The sequence below is a fragment of the Bacteroides sp. OF04-15BH genome, from assembly GCF_003477995.1.
GTDB lineage: Bacteria > Bacteroidota > Bacteroidia > Bacteroidales > Bacteroidaceae > Paraprevotella.
On sequence record NZ_QUEM01000031.1, the window covers coordinates 1 to 21,362 of the forward strand.

A 21,362-nucleotide genomic window follows, 5' to 3' on the forward strand; every position below is an offset into this window, starting at 1 on the left:
GGGTTAAGTATGCGCTAAATTAATTCCGCCAACGGGTTTATGAAATATTCCGGTTAACATTAAAACATCAATAATATGAAAAAAATATTCTTGCTTCTTGCTTGGTGCCTGTGTTCTTTTTCTATTCAGGCCAGGACTTTAGAGTTCCAGATCATTCCCCAGTCGCAACATATAGAAATGCACAAAGGCAGGGGGATAAACTATGATGAAATCCGTTTTATACTCAATAAATCACAAACTCAATATCCCGTTTTAGGTTCCTTTCTGGATGCCTTGCCACGAACGGAAAAACCGGGCAAGGGTGTCTTTCTTCATATCCATACGGAAAATGTGCCCGACTCTCCCGAAGGATATGTTTTAACCGTACAGAGAGACGGAATACATATTTCGTCCAAAAGTTCAGCAGGACTTTTTTATGGATGCCAGACTTTGGAACAGCTGATGGAAGACAGCAGGGATTTTCAGACTCCGATACCATATATGAAAATAACCGATTATCCGGCCGTTTCCTATCGGGCTGTTCATTTGGACACCAAGCATCATTTAGACAGAATGGAATATTATTATCGGATGATGGATAAACTGTCCAGATACAAGATCAACGCAGTGATCTGGGAGCTCGAAGACAAGTTCCGATACTCCAGCCATCCCGAGTTGGCCGCATCAAATGCGATCAGCAAACAGGAAATGCAGGCTCTGTGTCGTTACGCCAAGGAACGGAATATCGAAATCTCTCCTCTGGTTCAAGGTTTGGGGCATGCAAGCTATATTCTGAAGCATCACCGGGACTTGCGCGAGAATCCGAAAAGCGACTGGGAACTCTGTCCTTCAAATCCCAAAACCTATGAATTATTGTTCGATTTATATGGAGAAGCCATTAAAGCCATGCCCTATGGAAAATATCTGCATATAGGTGGAGATGAAATTACAGCAATAGGCATTGATGAGCGGTGTCGTGCTACCGGAAAATCGGCGTTTGAACTGCAGATGGATTGGCTCGACAAGGTTTGTCAGTATGCCCGCGAGAACGGACGTATTCCTATCTTCTGGGACGACATGCCCTTGAAATATGCGGGCTTGTGGACTACGATTTTAAGTGATAAAACCGAAGAAGAATTGGACAAGGTCTGGAATACCGAGAAACTGGATCGTGCTATAGATCTGTTTCCGAAGAACTGTATCTATATGAGATGGAACTATGGCGATCCCACTAAACCGGCTCACAAAAGGCTGTTAAACTGGTATCAGGAGAAAGGACTTCCGGTAATGGCGGCCACTGCGGCCAGTTCCGGCGACTCCCCATTTATGCCCCGTGAGCATACCAAAAGCGGTTATATTAAAAGCTTCTGTCAGCTTACCACTGAAAACAAGCTTCAGGGCGTTCTTGCTACAGCCTGGGATGACGGTTCGCCCCATTTGGAAACAGTCTGGCGGGGATTGATTGCACTGGGTGAATTTTCATGGAATCCTGACGGGCGCGAGATATCAGACTTTATTGAGGCGCATGGACAAAGAGAGTTCGGCTTTGAGGCAGGAAAGGGGAAAATGAATTTCTTGCAGGAGCTGGAAAAATCCTTTTTCTTTTTTGACGGGGCTCTCGTCAAGTCAGGCAGAAGAAATCCGGCCTGGGGCGTTACAGCTTTCACGCTGATTGATCTGCCTGATAAGAATCATCGTGGTTTGTGGAGTGAAAAATACAGCGACAAGATCAAGCGTGCCCAGGAAGAGGACATACGCTATGAGGAGATAAAGAAAGGACTGGCGGAAGCAAAGGCAGAAGCCTTGCGCAACCGTTATACCTTGAATGTCTATGAGCAAAACAATAATCTGCAAAACTTTCCGGTTAAACTGTTATTGGCATTGTATCATTACGACCAGGCGAAAGACGATCAGCAGCTCAAGCAGGCTGCCATGCAACTGAAAGATATCTGCCATAGTCTTCCTCATTTGCAAAAGTCTTTGGAAGAGGTCTACTCAGAAACCCGGTTTATGGAGCAACCTGAGGGGTATGTGGAAGATATGAATCATCACAACCATTTGTCTGTCAAATCCCTGAATAGCGACTGGATTTTCCTTTATGAATTGCCTATGGTAACCAAAATATTGAATTGGCTCGATGCTGATTAATTTTTTATATCATCGTGTTTTTCATGAATATTTCTAATGATGTATCTTTGTTGCATAGCGTAGTTTAATTCAGATTATGAGAATAAGCAAAATTGATACGGATAAGAAAAGATGTCAGGAACTTCCGTTGCTTGGGGTATACCCGAATGTGGTACACAGAGATAAGAGAACATATATTCTTATTTTATCATTGACCGAGGTATGGGAAAGGTCTGTGAGAGCAAGCCATGATTTTCTTGCGGAAGAGGATATTCAGAAGCTGATTCCGGCAGTACGTGAGGCTTTGGAAATGATCGCTAATCTTGTAGTATTATATCACGGTGATGATCCTGTCGGATTTATCGGAATGGAAGACCGTAAGGTAGAAATGTTGTTTCTTGCCCCCGAATATTGGGGATATGGTTTTGGAGCGCTTCTTATAGATATGGCAATCAAGGATTATGGATGCGTGTTTGTGGATGTAAATGAGCAGAATCCTAAGGCCAGACATTTCTATATGCACATGGGGTTCCGGGAATACGAAAGAACAGAAACTGACGATCAGGGAAATCCTTTTCCGATAATCAGGATGAGGCTGGCGGATATATAGGTCGAAATGTTTGCAATGCTCTGAAATATCAAGAATGGAAACAAACGGATGATAATAGGCTTTGAAAGTAAGTTCGCAAAGAACAGAGAAAAGAGATAAACCAGTACTGACCATAAGCAGAAAAGGGGAGCGCCCACTTGTTGGGCGCTCCCCTTTCCATTTTTGGATATAAGAATGTTTTGGGCTATTTCGTTTTTCCTATTTTTTTCCTGGATTCTTGTTGAAATGATAAACGAGATGCGCCATGAAATAATGCGGAAGCGAACGATACCATGTTTCGATGCGTCCCTGGGCATTTACCTGATATTGTGTAGACGAGAGTTGATGCAGAACATCAAATGCTTCAATGCGGGCCACCAGTTTCCCTTTCAGGAAAGGCTGGGAGATGGAAGCATTCAGCACAAAGTCATCCGTATTCAGTTCCGCACTGCCATAGCCACGGCGGGAATACATGTTTCCGTCGGCAGAAATTGTCGTTTTCAGCTTCGGAATCGTGTAACGGGCAGACAACCCATACTTGAAGTCCGTGACATTCAGGGTCTCGAAATCGCGCATCTTGCCCTCGCTGTGCCGCCAGGTTATGTCGCCTGTGGCACGGATGTTAAACGCGCCCTTGTCATATTGCACATATACACCTTCATACAAAGTCAGGGTGTTGACCGCATTCACATGACTTTCGGTCTCGCCGGCGAGCAGGGTGTGATCAAGACTGTGGAAGAATAAGCCGTTAGAGCTACTCTCCATGCTCCAATGTCTGTCTTTATCAAGAGTATGAAAGACTTTTGCCATTGCCGAGGCCCGATAAGAGCCTTTTATATTCTCCGGCCGATACGTATAAACACCCGAGGTAGGATTGAAACTTACGGACTGGGAGATACTGTTCAGATCATAGGAGAATTGGGCGTACGTAAAGAGTGAGTATCCGGAAGTACTTCTGTCTTGGTGTCCTATTTCAAAATAAGCCATGGAGTTATAGGACTTCAAGTCCGGATTTCCGAGACGGACCACAAGAGGGGTGGCATCATCCCGAAAACCAATCTGGTTCAGCAGCGGTGAGTTGTATTCTCTGTAGCCAAAAACTAAATGCACAGGACGATTCACGTGCTTCTTTACATAGAAATGCATTTTCATGGATCCGTCCAGGAGCATGGAATTACGTGTTGCCACCGTATCAAGCATTCCACGCTGATAGCACAACCGCTCATGTTCGGACGACAATTTCAGGTCAAACTCCAGAAGTTCACGTGTCCAATCATAATCTTTACTGGAGAGAATTTGCTTACGGTCAAAATGAAGCGTAACGTCTCCTTTGAAATTTTGCAATTCGCTGTCGTAAGAGTTCGAACGGTCGGTTATGGCTTGAAGCATGTCCAGCTGGGATGGAAGCAAAAGCGTGTCCGGATGATACAACCAGTCTTTCGTTTTGTTCCGGCTGTATGATGGATCTACTGTTATATTCATGTAATATCTGTTTCTCTTCAAACCATAGAAAATGGGGGTATGCACAGTCAAATTGCGGTTCGAGTAATCATTGCTGTTGTACGACTTGCTATTGGAAGGCTTGACCAGATCGTTTATATGGAAACGTTGGGCCTGTTGGTTCTCATCGGACGCATGGTCTAACTCCGTTATGAATACGAAATATTGATTCCAATTCCCGAGATTCTTCAAATAGGGTTGTGTGCGTGCGTAGAAATGAGTCTTCCATGATTTGCCGTCATTGAAGCCGTCATTACGTTGACGTACGATGAGTGTGTCGGCATATTGCTCAGACAGCATGGAAGAGTTACCGCTGTATGATCTGTGGTTTATTGCCAGGTCTGTGGTGAGCATGAAGCGTTCGGGCTTGATGTATGTGAATTTATTGCCTAAACTCAACCGATTCTCCTTGTTCAACGAATTCTGGCGGGTTGTCTGCAATGGATTGTCTGGAAGGAACAACTCGTTGCGTTGGGCCATTTCCACCTCGTTGCGGCTGGACGTGAAATCCACGTTCAGGTTTTCCTTTACATTCTTGTCGGTTGACTGATAATCTATTTCGCCCTTAACGCTATGGGTTGTCAATAAGGAGTTCGGCATGGATTGGGGAGTCCACTGATCCGAGCTGCCTATGTGGCGGCTCTCATTCACGTTGTTTGAGTTGGCCGCCAGGGTGTAACGGGTATTTTTAGTAAAACTGAGCAGGAACGCACGTCCCAACCAACGTTCTTCCGTACCTCCGGCAGCCTCTACATTGGCTATATATCCTCTTTGGTACTCAGGCTTCAGATTCACGTCCATAACGAACTTTTTCTTTTCAATCTGCTCATTAAAGGCACGGTTTAAGTCTGTGTCCTGCTCATATACCTTTATGTCCTTTACCGTATAGTAAGGTAGGTTTTCCAGCAGAACCTTTGAGTTGCCGCGCATAAACGAGCGCGAACCGAGTTGCAATTCGTCTATCTTGCGGCCGTTTACGAAGATTTCGCCGTTGTTGTTCATCGTCACACCCGGCATCTGGCGTATGAGGTCATCCAGCATCGAACCGTCGGGCAGCTTGAATGCTGTGGCATCATAGACGATGGTATCGCCTTTATAGTACATCTTCACTTTGGTTGCTGTCACTGTTACTCCATCCAAGCTCATTTGCTTGATCTTGCGCAATTCGAGCGGATCGTCAAGCTTTATGGCACTTTTGTCGTTTTCGTAAATAGACAATAACTGGTATGCGTCTTCATAGCCGGCAAGCCTGGCCCGAAGCAGGTATTTGCAGGTCTTGCGCTCCGGCCGGAATACAAACTCCGCCGCCTGAAGAGTCCCGTCACTTCGGTGGCTTTTTGAAATAGGAATGGAATCTATAACTACAGTGCTATCTGCGGCAAGAAGTACCGACACCTTTGCTTCCGGCAACGGGTATTTCAGGAAGGCGTCCTGTACACATCCTAAAATGAAACTTTGTGAGAACGCATTCAAGGCGAAAACAAGTGTCAAAAGTGATGTGATGATTCTTTTGAGTTTTCTCATGGCATTTATTTTTTATATTGTATTTAATCTGTCTATACTCTGAAAGACAAAAACCATGCCAAAATGTTATTTAATTAAATATCAGTAGTTTAGTGAAAAAATGTAGTGTCCGGAAATGGACACACTGTCCATTTCCGGACACAAAAGTGGACATAATTTTTTATGTTTATATAAGGATATCGAGGGTGTGTCAAAATACCCTCTTTATAACAGAAGATCGCTATATAGCCGAACTTTCTTATGAAGTGGCCATATAGCGATCTTCATTTGTTTATGGCCTAAAAAGGCAATAGAATTGAGTTTGAGTCGTAAAACCCATTCAAAAAAGCGTTTTATTAGTGCCTGTAAGTTGTTATAGTCTCCATTCAGAAGTGTTTTGCATAATTTTTTGATGTTAAATGCGATTGCGAAGAAGGAAAAGTCCATAGTAATCTTGTCCTTTCCAAAATGACGGAAACGACGGTATGCCATATTGTTTTTGATTTGTCCGAAGACTGCCTCCGGCTCAATACATCGTCTGCCCCGATGCCTGATTCCTTCTTCTGAGGTCAATAAGCCTGCGGCTTTCTTTTTATAGGCATTCAGTCTGTGGTTTACTTCTATAACACGATTTCCCTTAGCCTTAAAGCATTGCCCGCGTAGAGGACATCCGGAACAGTTCCTTGCCCGGTAACGGGCGGACTCCGTAATATATCCGCTATCGGTTTTTCCATGCCTTGTTCCTATCCGTTCCATATGCTGCCCCATGGGACAACATAGAAATCCTTTTCTTTATTATAAAACATTCCCTCGGCACTAAAGGGATTGGGAGTATAATGCATCCTATGCTCTATATGGAAACGGTTGTATTTGACGTAAGCTTCCATATCATGTTCTTCCATGTAACGATAGTTCTCTTCAGATCCATAACCTGAATCGGCTATAATTGTAGAGGCAAAATGACCGTATCTCTCCTTGAAGGATGCCAGAAAGGAAGGCATGGTCAACGTATCTGTGGGATTAGGATAAAAAGCAAAGTCCGTGATGAACTGGTTTTCCGTGGAAGTCTGTAGATTATATCCGGGTTTGGTCTGTCCGTTTCTCATCGCATCTTCTTTCATGTGCATAAAGGTGGCGTCCTTGTCGGTCTTGGAATAAGAATTGCGCTTACCTAAGGTTAAAAGCTTTCTGTTGTATTCTTCAAGCTTATCCTTATGTTTCTCCAGCTCCTTTATCTGCTTTTTCTTCTCTCTAAGGACCGCTTTGCTTTCCTTGCCGGCAGGTTCAGGAACAGAGGCAAGTGACCTGTTCAGCATTTCTGATAGAGCAGACAACATTTCCGGGGTAATATCCGCCTCATTTTCCGGAAGAAGACTTTCACCGGCAATGTTCTCGTCTATCTGCTCAAGCAGTGCAGATATCTTTTTCAGCAGCTTTTCACGGTTTTTCTCTGTTGTTTTTCTCCAGACAAACGTATACTTGTTTGCCTTGGATTCTATTTTGCTACCGTCAATATACTCTACGTCAAGACTGATCAGACCATACTCACAAAGCATAAGAACCACTTGAGTAAAGATGTTGGTGATTTCATCTTTCAGACGGTTACGGAAACGGTTGATAGTAATGAAGTCGGGTTTGGAGGAACCTGCAAGCCATATGAAGTGGATGTCACGACGAAGAAGCCTCTCTATCTTACGACAGGAGTAGATGTTGTTCATATAGGCATAAAGAATGACCTTAAGCATCATCTTGGGATGATACGGAGAACGACCCTTTTCTCTATAAAGGTTTTTCACATGGGTAAGATCGAGATGCTCTACTATATGATTCAGAATACGCACAGGATCATTTTCTGCAATATCTTCATCTATTCGTTGCGGAAAAAGAACCGTCTGGTTTTGTATGTAAGAAATATAATGTAATTTTGACATGTAATTTTGACTTTTCCTAAAGTTACGAAAACTTTAGGTAACAACAAAGGCCCGAGCTTGTGAAAGTACGGGCCCTTTTTCATTAAATAAAGAAAGTGCATCAAAATGCATATTAACATACATTTTGACACACCCTCGATTTTTATTGATTCAAAAGGTAATTCCCTATATTAACGAGTAGCTCTCAAAGGTAATCGGTGAGGTTCCTAAGTCATAATAATCTATTTTCTCGGCCACTATGCTGAAGTAGGCGATTGTGCGATAGGTATTGTGAAAACGGTGCAACACCGGGTTGTTGCGATAGATTTCCTGTGCTACGTCGTCTGCTACCTGAAGACTGGCTTCACCAGCCACCCGAACAGAAATATTTCCATCCATGACTAAAAACTCCACATGCCTGTTCTGCTGTAGCTGACTGTAGATTTCCTTTTTCGGGTTGGTTGCGAAATAAAACACCGTGCCTTCCTGTTTCATGATCTGAAAAACACGGATTTTCGGACTGTCGTTTTCCACTGTGGCCAAGGCCACAGTCGTGTGTTCTTTTAAGAATGCAAGTGCTTTTTCCATATATTATTTTTTAGTTTTAAGCGGTTTCTGTTGAGGCTGAGGGCTTCACGCAGCGCTTGATTTTATAACCCAATGCGGCCAGCAGCAGCGTCATCAGCGGACTCAGATAGTTGAAGAAACAGAAGGGGAAATAAACGAAGGTAGACACGCCCAATACCATAGACTGCGTCATACCGCACGTGCTCCACGGAATCAGAGCCGAAGTCACAGTCACCGAGTCTTCAATGGTGCGGCTCAGCAGACGGCTTTCATAGCCCCGCTGTTTATAAATGTCGCGGAACATGTTTCCCGTCAGGATGATGCCCAGATACTGGTCGGCACAGACTACCGTAGAGAAAAAGCCCACTCCGGCTGTCGAAGCCACGATAGAGAAGGTTTTCTGGGTGAAGGACACAAAGATATGCATGATGCTGCGCAGCATGCCGGAGGCCTTCATCGAAGCGCCGAAGGTCATGGCACAGAGAATCAGCCAGATGGTTCCCATCATGCCCGACATGCCTCGTGTGGCTACCAGGCTGTTCAGTTCCGGCACTCCGGTGTCCAGACTGGTACTTCCGTAGAGCAGAATCATCACGCCCCGGAAGCGGTTCATCAGCGAGCCGGCATCCCCTCCGGCAATCTCGTCTACCAGATTGATCTGTACAAAGATGGCTGTGATGCAGGCCATCAGGGTGGCCAGAAAAAGAATGATGATGGCCGGCAGACGACGGATAATCATCAGCAGGGTTACCACCGGCACCAGCAGCAGCCACGGGGTGATGCGGAACACCTGGCTCAGTCCTCTGGAGAAATCCCCGATCTGATTGCTCAGTTCTCCGCCGTGGTTCATACCCATAAAGACAAAGATGATGATGGTCAGAATGAAGGCGGGCACCGTGGTGTAGAGCATATAACGGATGTGCTCAAACAAGGGCGTGTTGGTTGTAGAGGCTGCCAGCACGGTGGTATCGCTCAAGGGCGACATCTTGTCGCCGAAATAAGCTCCGGAGATAATGGCTCCGGCAATCCAGCCTTCGTGAAAGCCTTGAGCCTTGCCGATACCCAGCAGGGCGATTCCGATGGTGGCTACAGTGGTCCACGAGCTTCCGGTCATGACCGATACGATGGCGCAAATCACACAGGTGGACACCAGGAACCATTGCGGACTGATGATCTGCATGCCGTAGTAGATCATGGTGGGCACCACGCCGCTGATCATCCAGGAGCCGGCCACGGCGCCGATGAGCAGAAGAATCAGAATGGCCTGTCCCAAATCTCCGATATGCCGGTTGATCTCATATTCAAAATCGCTCCATTTCATGGTCTTGAACAGCAGACCGAGGGTGATGCAGGAGGCTGAGGCTACCAGAAGAGCAATCTGGCTGGCTCCGGACAGAGAGTCGCTGCCGAATGCCAGCACTACGCTGACCAGCATCACCATTAAAATGACTAGGGGAATGAGGGAAAGCCACAAGGGCGGGTTTTTCTTGATTTCTTGCATATAATTACGTTTTTTGTTTGTGTCAGCAGTATTCCCTGAAAACAGCATGGAGACAGGGACAAAAAATCATCTCAATGATTTTTGAAAACCATTGAGATGAATCTTATCATTCATTGGGATGATTTTCTCAGACTGTCGGCCCGAGATTTTTGAGGAACGGAAATCCTTTATTTTTTCCGGTCGTTTTTTCGGTAAAGGAACTCCCGGTGGCAGTTTTCACACAGATATGTTCCTTCGGGCAGTTCACGCAGCAACTGATATTTCAACTGCTGCATGAAAACTTGTACTTTTCTCCACAGCCGGTTGCGGGCGGCCGATGAAATGCGTACCTGTTCCGAACCGCAGTGCGGGCAGACTATCTTCCGGTCAAACTCTTCCGGATACAGGTCGCGTAACACCTCCAGAGCTCCGTGGACATCCTTTTGGTCAACTTGCAGTTCGATATAGCCCACATTGTAGGGGCGGAACTCATTCTTGACACACGACTCGATGCCCGCATTTTGCAGCTGGTTATGCGCCATGTATATCTTTCCCAAATCCTGACTCTGGAAGATCGTGGTCATCTGAAACTCTTTCTGCTTCATATCCGTGCTGGTTTTTTCGCAAATATAATGGATTTCTCCGATAGGTTGCAAGTGTGCTTTCGGATGTTTTGCAGCCTCACAACTTGGATTTTTATGGATTGTCTGCATAAATATGCATATCTGTAGTATTATTGTATAATTATAATATATTGTTTTATAGTATATTATCTGATAATTTGAATTTTCGCGAAAAGAAATAATGCATAAAAATACCGCAATTCGGAATAAATATGTAATTTTGCAAATGAAAAAGAAATGGTTTTAAGATGAAAAATAAGAACAGTCGTCTGGAGGTCATCAAGATGATTCTTTCCAGTCAGGAAATTTCCAGCCAGGAGGCGCTTCTGATCGAATTGGATAAGGCCGGCTTTAAGCTGACGCAGGCCACACTGTCGCGCGACCTGAAGCAGCTGAAGGTGGTGAAGGCCACGACGGCATCCGGTGACTATGCCTACATGCTGCCGGGCAACCAGACCTACCGACGGGTGTCTGACGCGCATCTGACCATGACGGAGAGCAACCGGGTGGGCCTTTTGTCCGTGAAGTTTTCGGGCAATATTCTGGTGATGCACACCCTGCCCGGACATGCCAGTCACATAGCTTATGATATAGATAACGCCAAAATAGATGAATTTATAGGAACAATAGCCGGCGACGACACCATTTTTCTGGTAATGGCAGAGCACGTGGAGCGCAAGGCAGCGCTGAAACGCCTGGCCGAGGTTGTTCCCAATATCAAGTAAAGAAATGGAAAAGGACGAATACAATGATGGTATTAGAGTAGTGGTTGCGGATGCAAGCCACGAAAAGTATGTGGACACGATTTTGACAACGATTACCGATGCTGCCAAGAAGAGAGGCTCGGGTATCGCTTCGCGTACTCATGAATATCTGGCTACCAAGATGAAGGAGCGCAAGGCTGTCATCGCACTGGCCGGAGAGGGCGAGAACGAGGAGTTTGCCGGTTTCTGCTATATCGAAAGTTGGGGAAACAAGCAGTATGTGGCCAACTCCGGACTGATTGTTGTGGAGAAATTCCGTCGTCATCATTTGGCGACGAGAATCAAGCGTACGGCCTTTACCTTGTCACGTCTGCGCTGGCCGCATGCCAAGTTGTTCGGACTGACCAGCCAGCGTGCTGTGATGAAAATCAACACCGAACTGGGATATGTGCCGGTAACCTTCGCCGAGCTGACCGACGATGACGCTTACTGGAAGGGATGCGGTACTCCGGAAGAGCCTTGCTGCGTGAACTGTGATATTTTGGCCCGCACCGGACGTAAATATTGTGTATGCACAGCCATGCTGTATGATCCGGCCGATCATCCGAACGAGGTGCTGCCGGTAGAACTGCCTGAGGATGTGGTCAAGATGGCTCGTGAGGCAGCCGAGCACGACATGAGATAAAAACGATTTAACTGCAAAGAACAAAAAAACGAACTAAGAATATGGCAAAGAAAGTAGTAGTAGCATTTAGCGGTGGTCTGGATACTTCATACACCGTGATGTATCTGGCTAAGGAAAAGGGATATGAAGTATATGCAGCCTGTGCCAACACAGGCGGATTCAGCGCCGAGCAGCTCAAGGCAAACGAGGAGAATGCCTATAAACTGGGTGCCAAGGAGTACGTTACACTCGACGTAACCAAGGAATATTATGAGAAGAGCTTGCGCTATATGATTTACGGAAATGTGTTGCGCAACAACTGTTATCCTATTTCCGTTTCTTCGGAGCGTATCTTCCAGGCTATTGCCATCGCCCGTTATGCCAAGGAAATCGGTGCGGAGGCTATTGCACACGGTTCAACCGGTGCCGGCAACGACCAGATCCGTTTTGATATGACTTTCATGGTGATGGCTCCGGACATGGAAATCATCACACTCACCCGCGACAACAACCTGAGCCGTCAGGAAGAAGTGGATTATCTGAACAGTCATGGCTACTTTGCTGACTTTACCAAACTGAAATATTCTTATAATGTAGGTATCTGGGGTACTTCAATCTGTGGCGGTGAGCTGCTCGACAGCAATCAGGGACTGCCGGAAAGCGCTTTCCTGAAACATCCTACCAAAGAGGGAACCGAACTGCTGAAGATCGGATTCAAGAAGGGTGAGATCTGCAGCGTAAACGGTGTGGAGTATGACGATAAGGTGAAGGCCATCCAGAAGATTGAGGAAATCGGTGCGGCATATGCCATCGGCCGTGACTGCCACGTGGGTGATACGATTATCGGTATCAAGGGACGTGTAGGCTTCGAGGCTGCTGCTCCAATGCTGATTATCGGCGCACACCGCTTCCTGGAGAAATACACGCTGAGCAAATGGCAGCAGTACTGGAAAGAGCAGGTGGCCAACTGGTATGGCATGTTCCTGCACGAGAGCCAGTATCTGGAGCCGGTGATGCCGGATATCGAGGCTATGCTGACCAGCTCACAGCGTAACGTAAACGGTGTGGTTACTCTGGAACTGCGTCCTTACGGATTCAGCACCGTGGGTGTGGACTCTGCCGACGATCTGGTGAAGAACAAGTTCGGAGAGTATGGCGAGACTCAGAAGGGATGGACTGCCGATGATGCCAAGGGCTTCATCAAGGTGACTTCTACTCCGCTGCGTCTGTACTACGCAAACCACAAGGACGAGGAACGTATTAAATAAAAAACATAGCAAGGTTCTGGGAACAGAAGCGATGTCGGGTGTTCATCCGGTTTCTGGCCGGATGGACTGACAGAACAAATAAACGAAAAAAGGAACAGAGAAATGGAACAGGAAAGACGGAAAATGGAACGGCCCCGCAAAGAACGCATGCTGGCTGGCGTGTGTGCCGCCATTGCGAATTATTTTGGCTGGGATCCCACACTGGTGCGTATCGTATATGCTTTGCTCACGGTGTTTACGGCTTTTTCGGGGATTATCATTTATTTTATCCTGCTTCTGATTATTCCTGAGGAACCGAACAGATTTTTTGGAAGATGATAAAAGTAGGAATTATCGGAGGCGCCGGCTATACGGCCGGCGAACTCTGTCGCATATTATTGAACCATCCGCAGGCGGAGATCGCGTTTATCAACAGCTCGAGCAACGCCGGAAACAAGATTACGGATGTGCATGAGGGACTTTATGGCGAAACGGATCTGGTTTTTACCGACCAGTTGCCACTCGATGAGGTGGATGTGATTTTCTTCTGCTTCGGTCACGGCAAGAGCGAGGAGTTCCTGAAGGAACACGCCATCCCGGCTCACGTGAAAATCATTGACCTGGCTCAGGACTTCCGTCTGGCAGCTCCGGGCAATGACTATGTTTACGGTCTGCCGGAACTGAACAAGGAGGCGATACAGAGCGCACAGCATGTGGCCAATCCGGGCTGCTTTGCCACTTGTATTCAGCTGGGACTGCTGCCGTTGGCGGCTAACGGCTGGCTCAAGGGCGATATCGCTGTGAATGCCATCACCGGAAGCACCGGTGCAGGAGTGAAACCGGGCGCTACCACACACTTCAGCTGGCGTAACAACAACATGAGCATCTACAAGGCTTTCAATCATCAGCATGTGCCTGAAATCCGTCAGTCGCTCAAACAGTTGCAGCCGGATTTCGACGGAGCAGTGGACTTTATCCCTTATCGCGGTGACTTTGCACGCGGCATCTTTGCTACTCTGGTGGTACGCATGCAGGAGGGCATGACGGCTGAGGCGGTTGTTGAGGCTTATCGCAACTACTATAAGGATGCGGCCTTTACCCATTATGTAGAGAAGGGCATCGACATGAAGCAGGTGGTCAATACTAACAAGGCGTTGGTACATGTAGACTGTTTCGGCGACAAACTGTTGATTACTTCTACCATAGACAATCTGCTCAAGGGAGCCAGTGGACAGGCTGTGCAGAATATGAATCTGATGTTCGGACTGGAAGAAACTGCCGGACTGAAACTCAAACCTTCAGCCTTCTAAGAACCTCTCCCGTCATCATCGGAGATTTCTCCCGACATCATTGGGGACTTTGCTCTTCGTCGTCGGGGATTATCTTCCCTTTTAAAAAAGAAAGAATCATGAAATTATTTGATGTATATCCTTTATTTGATGTCAATATCGTAAAGGGATCAGGCTGTCATGTGTGGGACGACAAGGGTCAGGAATATCTGGACCTGTATGGCGGTCACGCCGTGATCAGCATCGGCCATGCGCATCCTCACTATGTGGAGGCTGTAAGCAAGCAGGTGGCCACATTGGGATTTTACAGCAATTCAGTAATTAACAAGTTGCAGGTGGAACTGGCTGAGCGCTTGGGTAAAGCCAGCGGTTATGAAGATTATCAGTTGTTTCTGATCAATTCGGGAGCCGAGGCCAACGAAAACGCACTGAAACTGGCCAGCTTCTACAACGGACGTACCCGTGTGCTTTCTTTCGAGAAAGCGTTCCACGGACGTACTTCATTGGCTGTAGAGGTAACCAATAATCCGAAGATCATTGCTCCGATCAACGATAACGGTCATGTCACTTACCTGCCGTTGAACGACTTGGAGGCTTTCCGTCGTGAGTTGGCTAAGGGTGATGTCTGTGCCGTGATTATCGAGTGTATTCAGGGAGTTGGCGGTATCCGTATGGTGACTCCGGAATTTATGCAGGGGCTGCGTGCCGCCTGTGATGAATACGATACCGTGCTCATCTGTGATGAAATCCAGTGTGGTTATGGCCGTAGCGGTAAGTTCTTCGCACATCAGCATCTGGGCGTGCGTCCGGACATGATTACTGTGGCAAAAGGTATTGCCAACGGTCTGCCGATGGGCGGCGTGCTGATTTCTCCGAAATTCAAACCGGTTTACGGTCAGTTGGGTACCACCTTCGGCGGAAATCATCTGGCTTGTGCTGCGGCTTTGGCAGTGCTCGATGTTATCGAACAGGAAAATCTGGTAGAGAATGCGGCCCGTGTGGGTGAATTCCTGATTCAGGGAATCAAGGCGCTCAACCTGCCTCATGTGGTAGATGTTCGTGGTGAAGGTCTGATGATCGGAATCGAACTGGACGTTCCTTATAAAGAACTGAGAAATCATTTGTTGTTTGAGGAGCATTGCTTCACCGGTTGCAGCGGCACGAATGTGCTTCGTCTGCTTCCTCCTTTGTCACTCACTCAGGAGCAGGCAGCAGACTTCCTGCAGCGCTTGCAGCGTGCGGCTCAGGCTACAAACTAACGGATTTGCAAGATATGGATATAGAGCCAGAAAACGGATTGTGGATGCGTTTCTGGCTCTATTCGTTTTTAGAAAAGAATTAAAAGGAATGAGAATAGCAATTATCGGAGCCGGAAATATGGGTGGAGCCATCGCCCGCGGACTGGCACAGAGCGGTTTGTCTGCTGTGGCTGCATCTGTTTCATCATCTGTGCCATCTGCCGGAACATCGGCTGTACCGACACCTTCGGCTGAGCCAGCAGGCGTTGCATCACCTGTGCCTGCATCTTCGTCCGCTTCATCGACTGTTGCGGCATCTGCTTCCGAGTTATCGTCAGGATTATCATCTGCCGTTGCGTCGCCTGCATCCGCAGCATCGTTTGCACCATCTGCCGTTGGCAGTCAGGGCTCTGCGGGTAATCCGGTCGCTCTTTATGAGCTTGTGGTGGCCAATCCTTCGCGGCAAAAGTTGGAGGCCTTGCAGGCGGAATATCCTTCGGTGCAGATTACGCAAAGTAATGTCGAGGCGGTGCGTGGCGCAGATTTGGTATTGCTGGCTGTAAAACCCTGGAAGATGGAAGAGGTTGCCAGCGAGCTGAAACCGGTTTTGGATTATCGCACCCAAATGGTGGCTTCTGTGGCCGGAGGAGTAGGGCTGGCCGATTTGTCTGCTCTGTATCGTCACAAAAACATGCTGCCGCCTCTGTTTTATGTAATGCCCAATACGGCTGTTGCCGTGCGCCAGAGTATGACTTTTGTGGCAGCGCAGGGAGCTTCCGAGGAACAAACGGCTGCTGTGGTGAATTTGTTCCGTCTTTTGGGTGAGGCCATGTTGGTGGAAGAGCGTCTGATGGATGGCGGCATGGCTTTGGCTTCCTGTGGCATTGCCTTTGCCATGCGCTATATCCGTGCGGCTATGGAAGGCGGGGTGGAACTGGGATTCTATCCCAACGAGGCAAAGCAGATAGTGATGCAAACGCTTCGTGGAGCCGTGGAGCTGTTGCAAAGCACCGGAAACCATCCGGAGGCGGAAATCGACCGGGTGACCACTCCGGGAGGAATTACCATAAGGGGACTGAACGAGATGGAGCATGCCGGCTTTACCGACAGTGTGATTCGCGGATTGCGGGCTGCACGTCCCTTGAAGAAATAAGATTGACAGACTAAAAAGATAAGACACAATGAGAGTATTTCAGAATGTATCAGATCTGGGAGATCTGAATTTGGCCTTGAAGGAGGCTTTTGAGATTAAGAAAGACCGTTTCCAGTTTCAGCATCTGGGAAAGAACAAGACTGCGTTGCTGATTTTCTTCAACAACAGTCTGCGCACCCGTTTGAGTACCCAGAAGGCTGCCATGAATTTGGGCATGAATGTGATTGTACTGGATGTGAATCAGGGAGCGTGGAAATTGGAAACCGAACGTGGCGTGATTATGGACAGCGATAAGAGCGAACATCTGTTGGAAGCCATTCCGGTGATGGGCTCTTATTGTGATATCATCGGAGTGCGTTCGTTTGCTACTTTCGAGAGCCGTAAGGACGACTACGAAGAGAAGATTCTGAATCAGTTCATCAAATATTCCGGCAAACCGGTATTCTTTATGGAGAGTGCTACGGTGCATCCTTTGCAGAGCTTTGCCGATTTGATTACTATCGAAGAGTATAAGAAAACCGCTCGTCCAAAGGTGGTGTTGTCTTGGGCGCCGCATCCAAAGGCGTTGCCGCAGGCCGTTCCTAACAGTTTTGCACAGTGGATGAACGCGGCAGATGTGGATTTTGTCATTACACATCCTGAAGGATATGAGCTGGATCCGATGTTCGTAGGCGATGCAAAGGTAGAATACGACCAGATGAAGGCTTTTGAAGGAGCTGACTTTATCTATGCCAAGAACTGGAGTTGTCCGGGAGTAACGCGTCCGGAAGATTATGGCAAGGTGTTGTCTAAGGATATGAGTTGGACTGTAGATGAGGCTCACATGGCGGTAACCAATAATGCCTACTTCATGCACTGTTTGCCGGTACGTCGTAATATGATTGTTACCGACGATGTAATTGAAAGCCCTCAGTCATTGGTTATTCCCGAAGCTGCCAATCGCGAAATCTCAGCGACAGTAGTGTTGAAGCGTATGCTTGAATCTCTGTAACAGAGTGTTCAAAGAATCAAGGATCTTCGGTCTGGACTTTAAAAAGAATCAGCGACAGATTTAAAATAAGTTCTCTGAAAAGTTCGGAGAATAACGATAGAATAAAAAACAGTCGTATCAGGCTTTGTTCGGAGCCATGATACGACTGTTTTTTTGTTTCTAGGGGTATGAGACTTTAAATCGTAGATACTCTTTGCTGTTTTAGATTTTGAATATTCCACTTTTTGTTTTTGAAGATTGGGATATTTTAATTCTAGCCTGATCTTCTTTGAAAGGGAATTCCGCTATGCGTGCTTGTTTCCTTTCTTTAATAGGACCCTTGGCACGTTATTGTCTGAAAGCATTTTTTTCCTTGATGTATCTTTTCCCTTTGTGCTTTCTTTTACTCTGTGGCAAAACGGTTGTCCTGCCATTCCATAAAGCCGCCTTTCAGGTTATATATGGTTTTAAAGCCTTTTTCTTTTAATTGGTTTGCCGCTTTAAGGCTGCGCATACCGCTGCGACAGTAAACGGCTACCGGAATGTCCTTTTTCAATTTCTCTTCGGCCAGACGGTCGAAGTCTGCACTTTTTACATCTATCAAAAGAGCACCGGGAATATGTCCGGCCTGAAATTCCTCAGGAGTACGTACATCGACTAGCTGAATGGAAGCCTTGTCCTCTATCAGCTGACTGAATTCGGGTGCCTTGACGGTGCGGATGGCTGTATCGGTGCTGTGACATCCGGTGCAGCCCAGCAGACCACCGAAAAGAATGCCCAATAGGTTTCTGTGTTTCATTGTTCGGTTTGTTTTTAGACGGATTATTGATTGTTTTCTTTCCTCATACACGTATTTTGATGTATGCCTGTTCCCTCTTGCCAAGTTGCGCTTTTGAAGTTCTGCCCCATGACATTATGAAAGTTCCGGGAGCGCGTCGGTATGTTTTAGTAGACGAATTTCCAAGAATTCTTTCCTGCAAAAGTATTTATTTGCAGACAAATGCTGTCGCCCGGTTCAATAACGGCTTTCAGACTGTTTTTGGGCAGACTGGCATAAACCTTTTCGCTATAGGAAAGCGGATCATTGTTCTGGTTGTGATAAAGAGTGAGGTAAGCGATGCGCTTTTGTTGTGCGGTGATGCGGATGGAGTCCATTCGATATCCCCAATGCTGGGTGCCGCTTTGAGTCTTTACCGAGAGATGCAGATTAATGAAATCCCCTCCATCCCAAAGGCTGACTACCTGAAGCGGATCCGTGCCCGGATAGCTTTGTTGGGTGGAATCCTGCAAAACAACGACTCTTTCCAGACCGTAAATGCGTACCGTAGTACTGTCATTCCCGGAAAAAGCATAAGTACAGGCAGCCCGATACTCGGTATGCGGATGATAGCCCCGAAGCGGTGACGCCAGATAGTAGGTGGGTTTCCGGTCGGGACGCATCTGGCAGATGTTTCCATCTGCGTCGGCATACAATTCGGCAAATTCGGTTATGAGCGAGGGATATGTTGTCTGTTCGTCTGTCTGGCTACAAGAGTAACTCAGGCAAACGAACAGACAGCATAATAATCGGATTGAAAATTGACGTATCAATGTGATTCCTGTTGTGCTTGTTCTTGATTGAATACCGGATTGGCATACATGGTCAGGATGCGTTCGCGCAGGAATTCCGGATCCGGACGCTTGAGAGTTACTTTCTCCAACTGCTTGTTGAGATAGTCCTCAAAGGTCTTGACGTCGGCTTCTGTGTAATGCTCCTGGTGTTCTGTAGTGCCTTTCAGCAGATCCGCTGCGATATAATTGTTCGGATAAAGACGGTAGGAGAGGAAAATCTCCTGGTCAATCTTATGGGCCACCGTCTTGAACAGTTCGCCTTTAGGCATATTCGGATCGAGTGTGTCCAGCCAGTTGTCCAGACAATTTCCGGTCTTAAAGAAAATATGTCCTTTATAACCGAAGATTCCGGTCTGCATGTTCAGCAGGTCGTCCTGCGGTGATTTCTTGAATCCGGCAAAGTCGCGCTTCTGCTGGAACTCCTGTGCCTTGAGATAATCGCAAGGGTCGTATTCATAAGAAAGCGCCGTTGGAGTAAGATGCATTTCCTTCAGGCGTTCGATGAGGCTGCCTTCTCCCCCCATGGCAATCATTTTGAGCACAGAGTCCTGAGTGCGGTCGTTTGAGTCTTTGGCACGTCCTTCGCGCTGCGCAATCCAGATATTTTCTTTCTTCTGAGTGATGGCGTAGTGCATATATCGGCTCAGGCGTTTGCTGGATTCCAGCATCTGTTTGATATTGACACTGCGCTGCACGATGAACGACTTGTTGGCCCGCACCAGTTTGCGGATCCAGGGCTTGATGAGCAGGTTATCACCAATGGCGATCTCCACTGTGGTTGGAAAACCGTTATCGAGCAGAGCGATGGACAGGAAGGCCGAGTCGAGCACGATATCCCTGTGATTGGTGATGAATGTATGCGGAGCAGTCTTGTCGGATATGCTGGAGCATTCCAAGGTAAGTCCCTTGCCACGGGTGGTAGCCAACTGCTCCAGGAGCGGATAAAAGAACGTCTTTTGCAGTTCCAGACTTGTGTGACACTTGGACAGCATGGCGCAAATCACATCCAAAGGCTGGTCCGGCAAAACCTGTTGTATGATTTTCTGGAATTCCGGATCGGCCACCAGTTCGGAGAACACCTGCGGCAGTTCTTCCGCGTCGTAAGGTCTGATTTCGTCAAATTCTTCTGGTGTACGCATAATTTTTTGTCTTTTGTGAGTGATTCAATGGTTATAGACTGGCAGATCAGCAGGCGAGCTGATCTTCGATAATGTCGCTAAGCACATCTTTGATATCCAATCCGGCGGCACGAACCTGCTGCGGGATGAAGCTGGTGGCGGTCATTCCCGGAGTCGTATTCACCTCAAGCATGTTGATCTGTTCGCATTCGTTACCGTTCTCGTCCAGATTCCGGGTGATGATATAATCTATGCGGACAATACCCCTGCAACCCAGAATATCATAAATGGTAGAAGTGAGCAGACGCACTTTCTCGGCAGTGCTTTCCGGAATGCGGGCAGGAGTGATTTCCTGAACCTGGCCGTTGTATTTGGCGTCATAGTCAAAGAATTCATTGCTGGTTACCACTTCCGTAATCGGGAACACCACCTCCTTGCTGCTTGTTTTGTAACAGCCGCAGGTGATCTCGGTACCCTTCATGAACGATTCGATCATCACCTCATCACTTTCGTTGATGGCTTTGCGGATTGCTTCCTGGAGCTGGCCGATTTCCTTCACCTTGGTCACGCCAAAGCTGGAGCCGCCGGCATTAGGCTTTACGAAGCACGGCAGGCCGATGCGGTCGATGATTTCCTGATCGGTCACCAGATGCTCGAATCCCTTTCGTACAACCATGCTTTCGCTGACGTGTACGCCGAATCCTTTCAGATACTGGTTCAGGGTAAATTTATTGAAAGTCATGGCTTCCACGAGCAGGCTGCTGGTAGAATAGGGCAGGTGGATCAGTTCGAAGTAACCTTGTAATATGCCGTTTTCGCCCGGAGTGCCATGAATGGTGATATAGGCAAAATCCGGACGGATCTTGTTATTGTCCTCGATGAATGAGAAATCGTTTTTGTCTACCGGGGCGGTGCTGCCGTTGTTCAGGCGGGCCTTCCACTCCAGACCTTTCATTTCGATGATGTAAACATTGAATTTCTCTTTGTCCAAGAAAGAGTAAATACCTTCTGCACTGCGCAGAGATACATCGTGTTCGGAAGAGTCACCTCCGGCAACGATTGCAATTGTTTTTTTCATTTTTATCTTCGT

Annotated in this window: 18 protein-coding genes and 1 pseudogene; 10 read left to right on the forward strand and 9 right to left on the reverse strand. The window is 47.1% G+C overall.

All coding sequences use genetic code 11. From position 1 onward, the window contains the following. Positions 1-75 precede the first annotated feature (75 nt). Positions 76-2,127 (forward strand): family 20 glycosylhydrolase, encoded by a 2,052-nt coding sequence (locus DXA74_RS12555; protein ID WP_118528144.1) that lies wholly within the window; start codon positions 76-78, stop codon positions 2,125-2,127. Positions 2,128-2,203: 76 nt separating this feature from the next. After that, positions 2,204-2,716, forward strand: a complete 513-nt coding sequence (locus DXA74_RS12560; protein WP_118528146.1) for a GNAT family N-acetyltransferase — start codon at positions 2,204-2,206, stop codon at positions 2,714-2,716. Positions 2,717-2,914: 198 nt separating this feature from the next. On the opposite strand, the gene DXA74_RS12565 is transcribed toward DXA74_RS12560, so the two are convergent. From DXA74_RS12565 to DXA74_RS12585, 5 genes and pseudogenes are all read right to left on the reverse strand, one after another. Next, entirely contained in the window at positions 2,915-5,719 is a 2,805-nt protein-coding gene (locus DXA74_RS12565) for a hypothetical protein (RefSeq protein ID WP_118528148.1), read from the reverse strand. A gap of 204 nt (positions 5,720-5,923) precedes the next feature. Beyond that, positions 5,924-7,629 (reverse strand): annotated as a pseudogene (locus DXA74_RS12570) (IS1182 family transposase). A 165-nt stretch (positions 7,630-7,794) separates the two neighbouring features. Beyond that, positions 7,795-8,196: a pyridoxamine 5'-phosphate oxidase family protein gene (locus tag DXA74_RS12575; RefSeq protein ID WP_118528150.1), complete on the reverse strand. Its 402-nt coding sequence runs from the start codon at positions 8,194-8,196 to the stop codon at positions 7,795-7,797. Positions 8,197-8,212: 16 nt separating this feature from the next. Then, positions 8,213-9,667 carry a Na+/H+ antiporter NhaC gene (gene nhaC / locus DXA74_RS12580; protein ID WP_199666172.1) on the reverse strand — a complete coding sequence of 485 codons (1,455 nt, stop codon included), beginning with the start codon at positions 9,665-9,667 and terminating at the stop codon, positions 8,213-8,215. Between the two features lie 176 nt (positions 9,668-9,843). After that, positions 9,844-10,260 (reverse strand): DUF2007 domain-containing protein, encoded by a 417-nt coding sequence (locus DXA74_RS12585; protein ID WP_158576071.1) that lies wholly within the window; start codon positions 10,258-10,260, stop codon positions 9,844-9,846. Positions 10,261-10,526: 266 nt separating this feature from the next. Between DXA74_RS12585 and DXA74_RS12590 the strand changes: the two genes are divergently transcribed. The 8 genes from DXA74_RS12590 (at position 10,527) to DXA74_RS12625 (ending at position 17,564) form a co-directional block, all read left to right on the forward strand. Continuing rightward, the gene (locus DXA74_RS12590) at positions 10,527-11,003 is read left to right on the forward strand and encodes an arginine repressor (RefSeq protein ID WP_118528154.1); all 477 of its coding nucleotides are present in this window, start codon (positions 10,527-10,529) and stop codon (positions 11,001-11,003) included. Between the two features lie 4 nt (positions 11,004-11,007). Then, the gene (locus DXA74_RS12595) at positions 11,008-11,667 is read left to right on the forward strand and encodes a GNAT family N-acetyltransferase (protein ID WP_118528156.1); all 660 of its coding nucleotides are present in this window, start codon (positions 11,008-11,010) and stop codon (positions 11,665-11,667) included. Positions 11,668-11,708: 41 nt separating this feature from the next. Further along, entirely contained in the window at positions 11,709-12,914 is a 1,206-nt protein-coding gene (locus tag DXA74_RS12600; protein WP_118528158.1) for an argininosuccinate synthase, read from the forward strand. Positions 12,915-13,016: 102 nt separating this feature from the next. After that, positions 13,017-13,232 (forward strand): PspC domain-containing protein, encoded by a 216-nt coding sequence (locus DXA74_RS12605; RefSeq protein ID WP_118528160.1) that lies wholly within the window; start codon positions 13,017-13,019, stop codon positions 13,230-13,232. Further along, positions 13,229-14,203: an N-acetyl-gamma-glutamyl-phosphate reductase gene (argC, locus tag DXA74_RS12610; RefSeq protein WP_118528162.1), complete on the forward strand. Its 975-nt coding sequence runs from the start codon at positions 13,229-13,231 to the stop codon at positions 14,201-14,203. The genes DXA74_RS12605 and argC overlap by 4 nt, the downstream gene beginning before the upstream one ends. 98 nt (positions 14,204-14,301) lie before the next feature. Then, positions 14,302-15,441 (forward strand): aspartate aminotransferase family protein, encoded by a 1,140-nt coding sequence (locus tag DXA74_RS12615; RefSeq protein ID WP_118528164.1) that lies wholly within the window; start codon positions 14,302-14,304, stop codon positions 15,439-15,441. 88 nt (positions 15,442-15,529) lie between these two features. Next, positions 15,530-16,573, forward strand: coding sequence for a pyrroline-5-carboxylate reductase (locus tag DXA74_RS12620; protein ID WP_233550539.1), 1,044 nt, complete (start codon positions 15,530-15,532; stop codon positions 16,571-16,573). A gap of 28 nt (positions 16,574-16,601) precedes the next feature. Beyond that, entirely contained in the window at positions 16,602-17,564 is a 963-nt protein-coding gene (locus DXA74_RS12625) for an acetylornithine carbamoyltransferase (RefSeq protein ID WP_118528166.1), read from the forward strand. Between the two features lie 382 nt (positions 17,565-17,946). Here the strand turns inward: DXA74_RS12625 and DXA74_RS12630 are convergent, their stop codons facing one another. From DXA74_RS12630 to DXA74_RS12645, 4 genes are all read right to left on the reverse strand, one after another. Continuing rightward, positions 17,947-18,342, reverse strand: a complete 396-nt coding sequence (locus DXA74_RS12630) for a rhodanese-like domain-containing protein (RefSeq protein WP_118528168.1) — start codon at positions 18,340-18,342, stop codon at positions 17,947-17,949. Positions 18,343-18,488: 146 nt separating this feature from the next. Then, positions 18,489-19,133 (reverse strand): NigD-like C-terminal domain-containing protein, encoded by a 645-nt coding sequence (locus tag DXA74_RS12635; RefSeq protein ID WP_158576072.1) that lies wholly within the window; start codon positions 19,131-19,133, stop codon positions 18,489-18,491. Beyond that, positions 19,130-20,293, reverse strand: a complete 1,164-nt coding sequence (locus DXA74_RS12640; RefSeq protein ID WP_118528172.1) for a 1-acyl-sn-glycerol-3-phosphate acyltransferase — start codon at positions 20,291-20,293, stop codon at positions 19,130-19,132. The genes DXA74_RS12635 and DXA74_RS12640 overlap by 4 nt, the downstream gene beginning before the upstream one ends. Before the next feature lie 46 nt (positions 20,294-20,339). Beyond that, the gene (locus DXA74_RS12645) at positions 20,340-21,350 is read right to left on the reverse strand and encodes a D-alanine--D-alanine ligase (protein ID WP_118528174.1); all 1,011 of its coding nucleotides are present in this window, start codon (positions 21,348-21,350) and stop codon (positions 20,340-20,342) included. Positions 21,351-21,362: the final 12 nt, after the last annotated feature.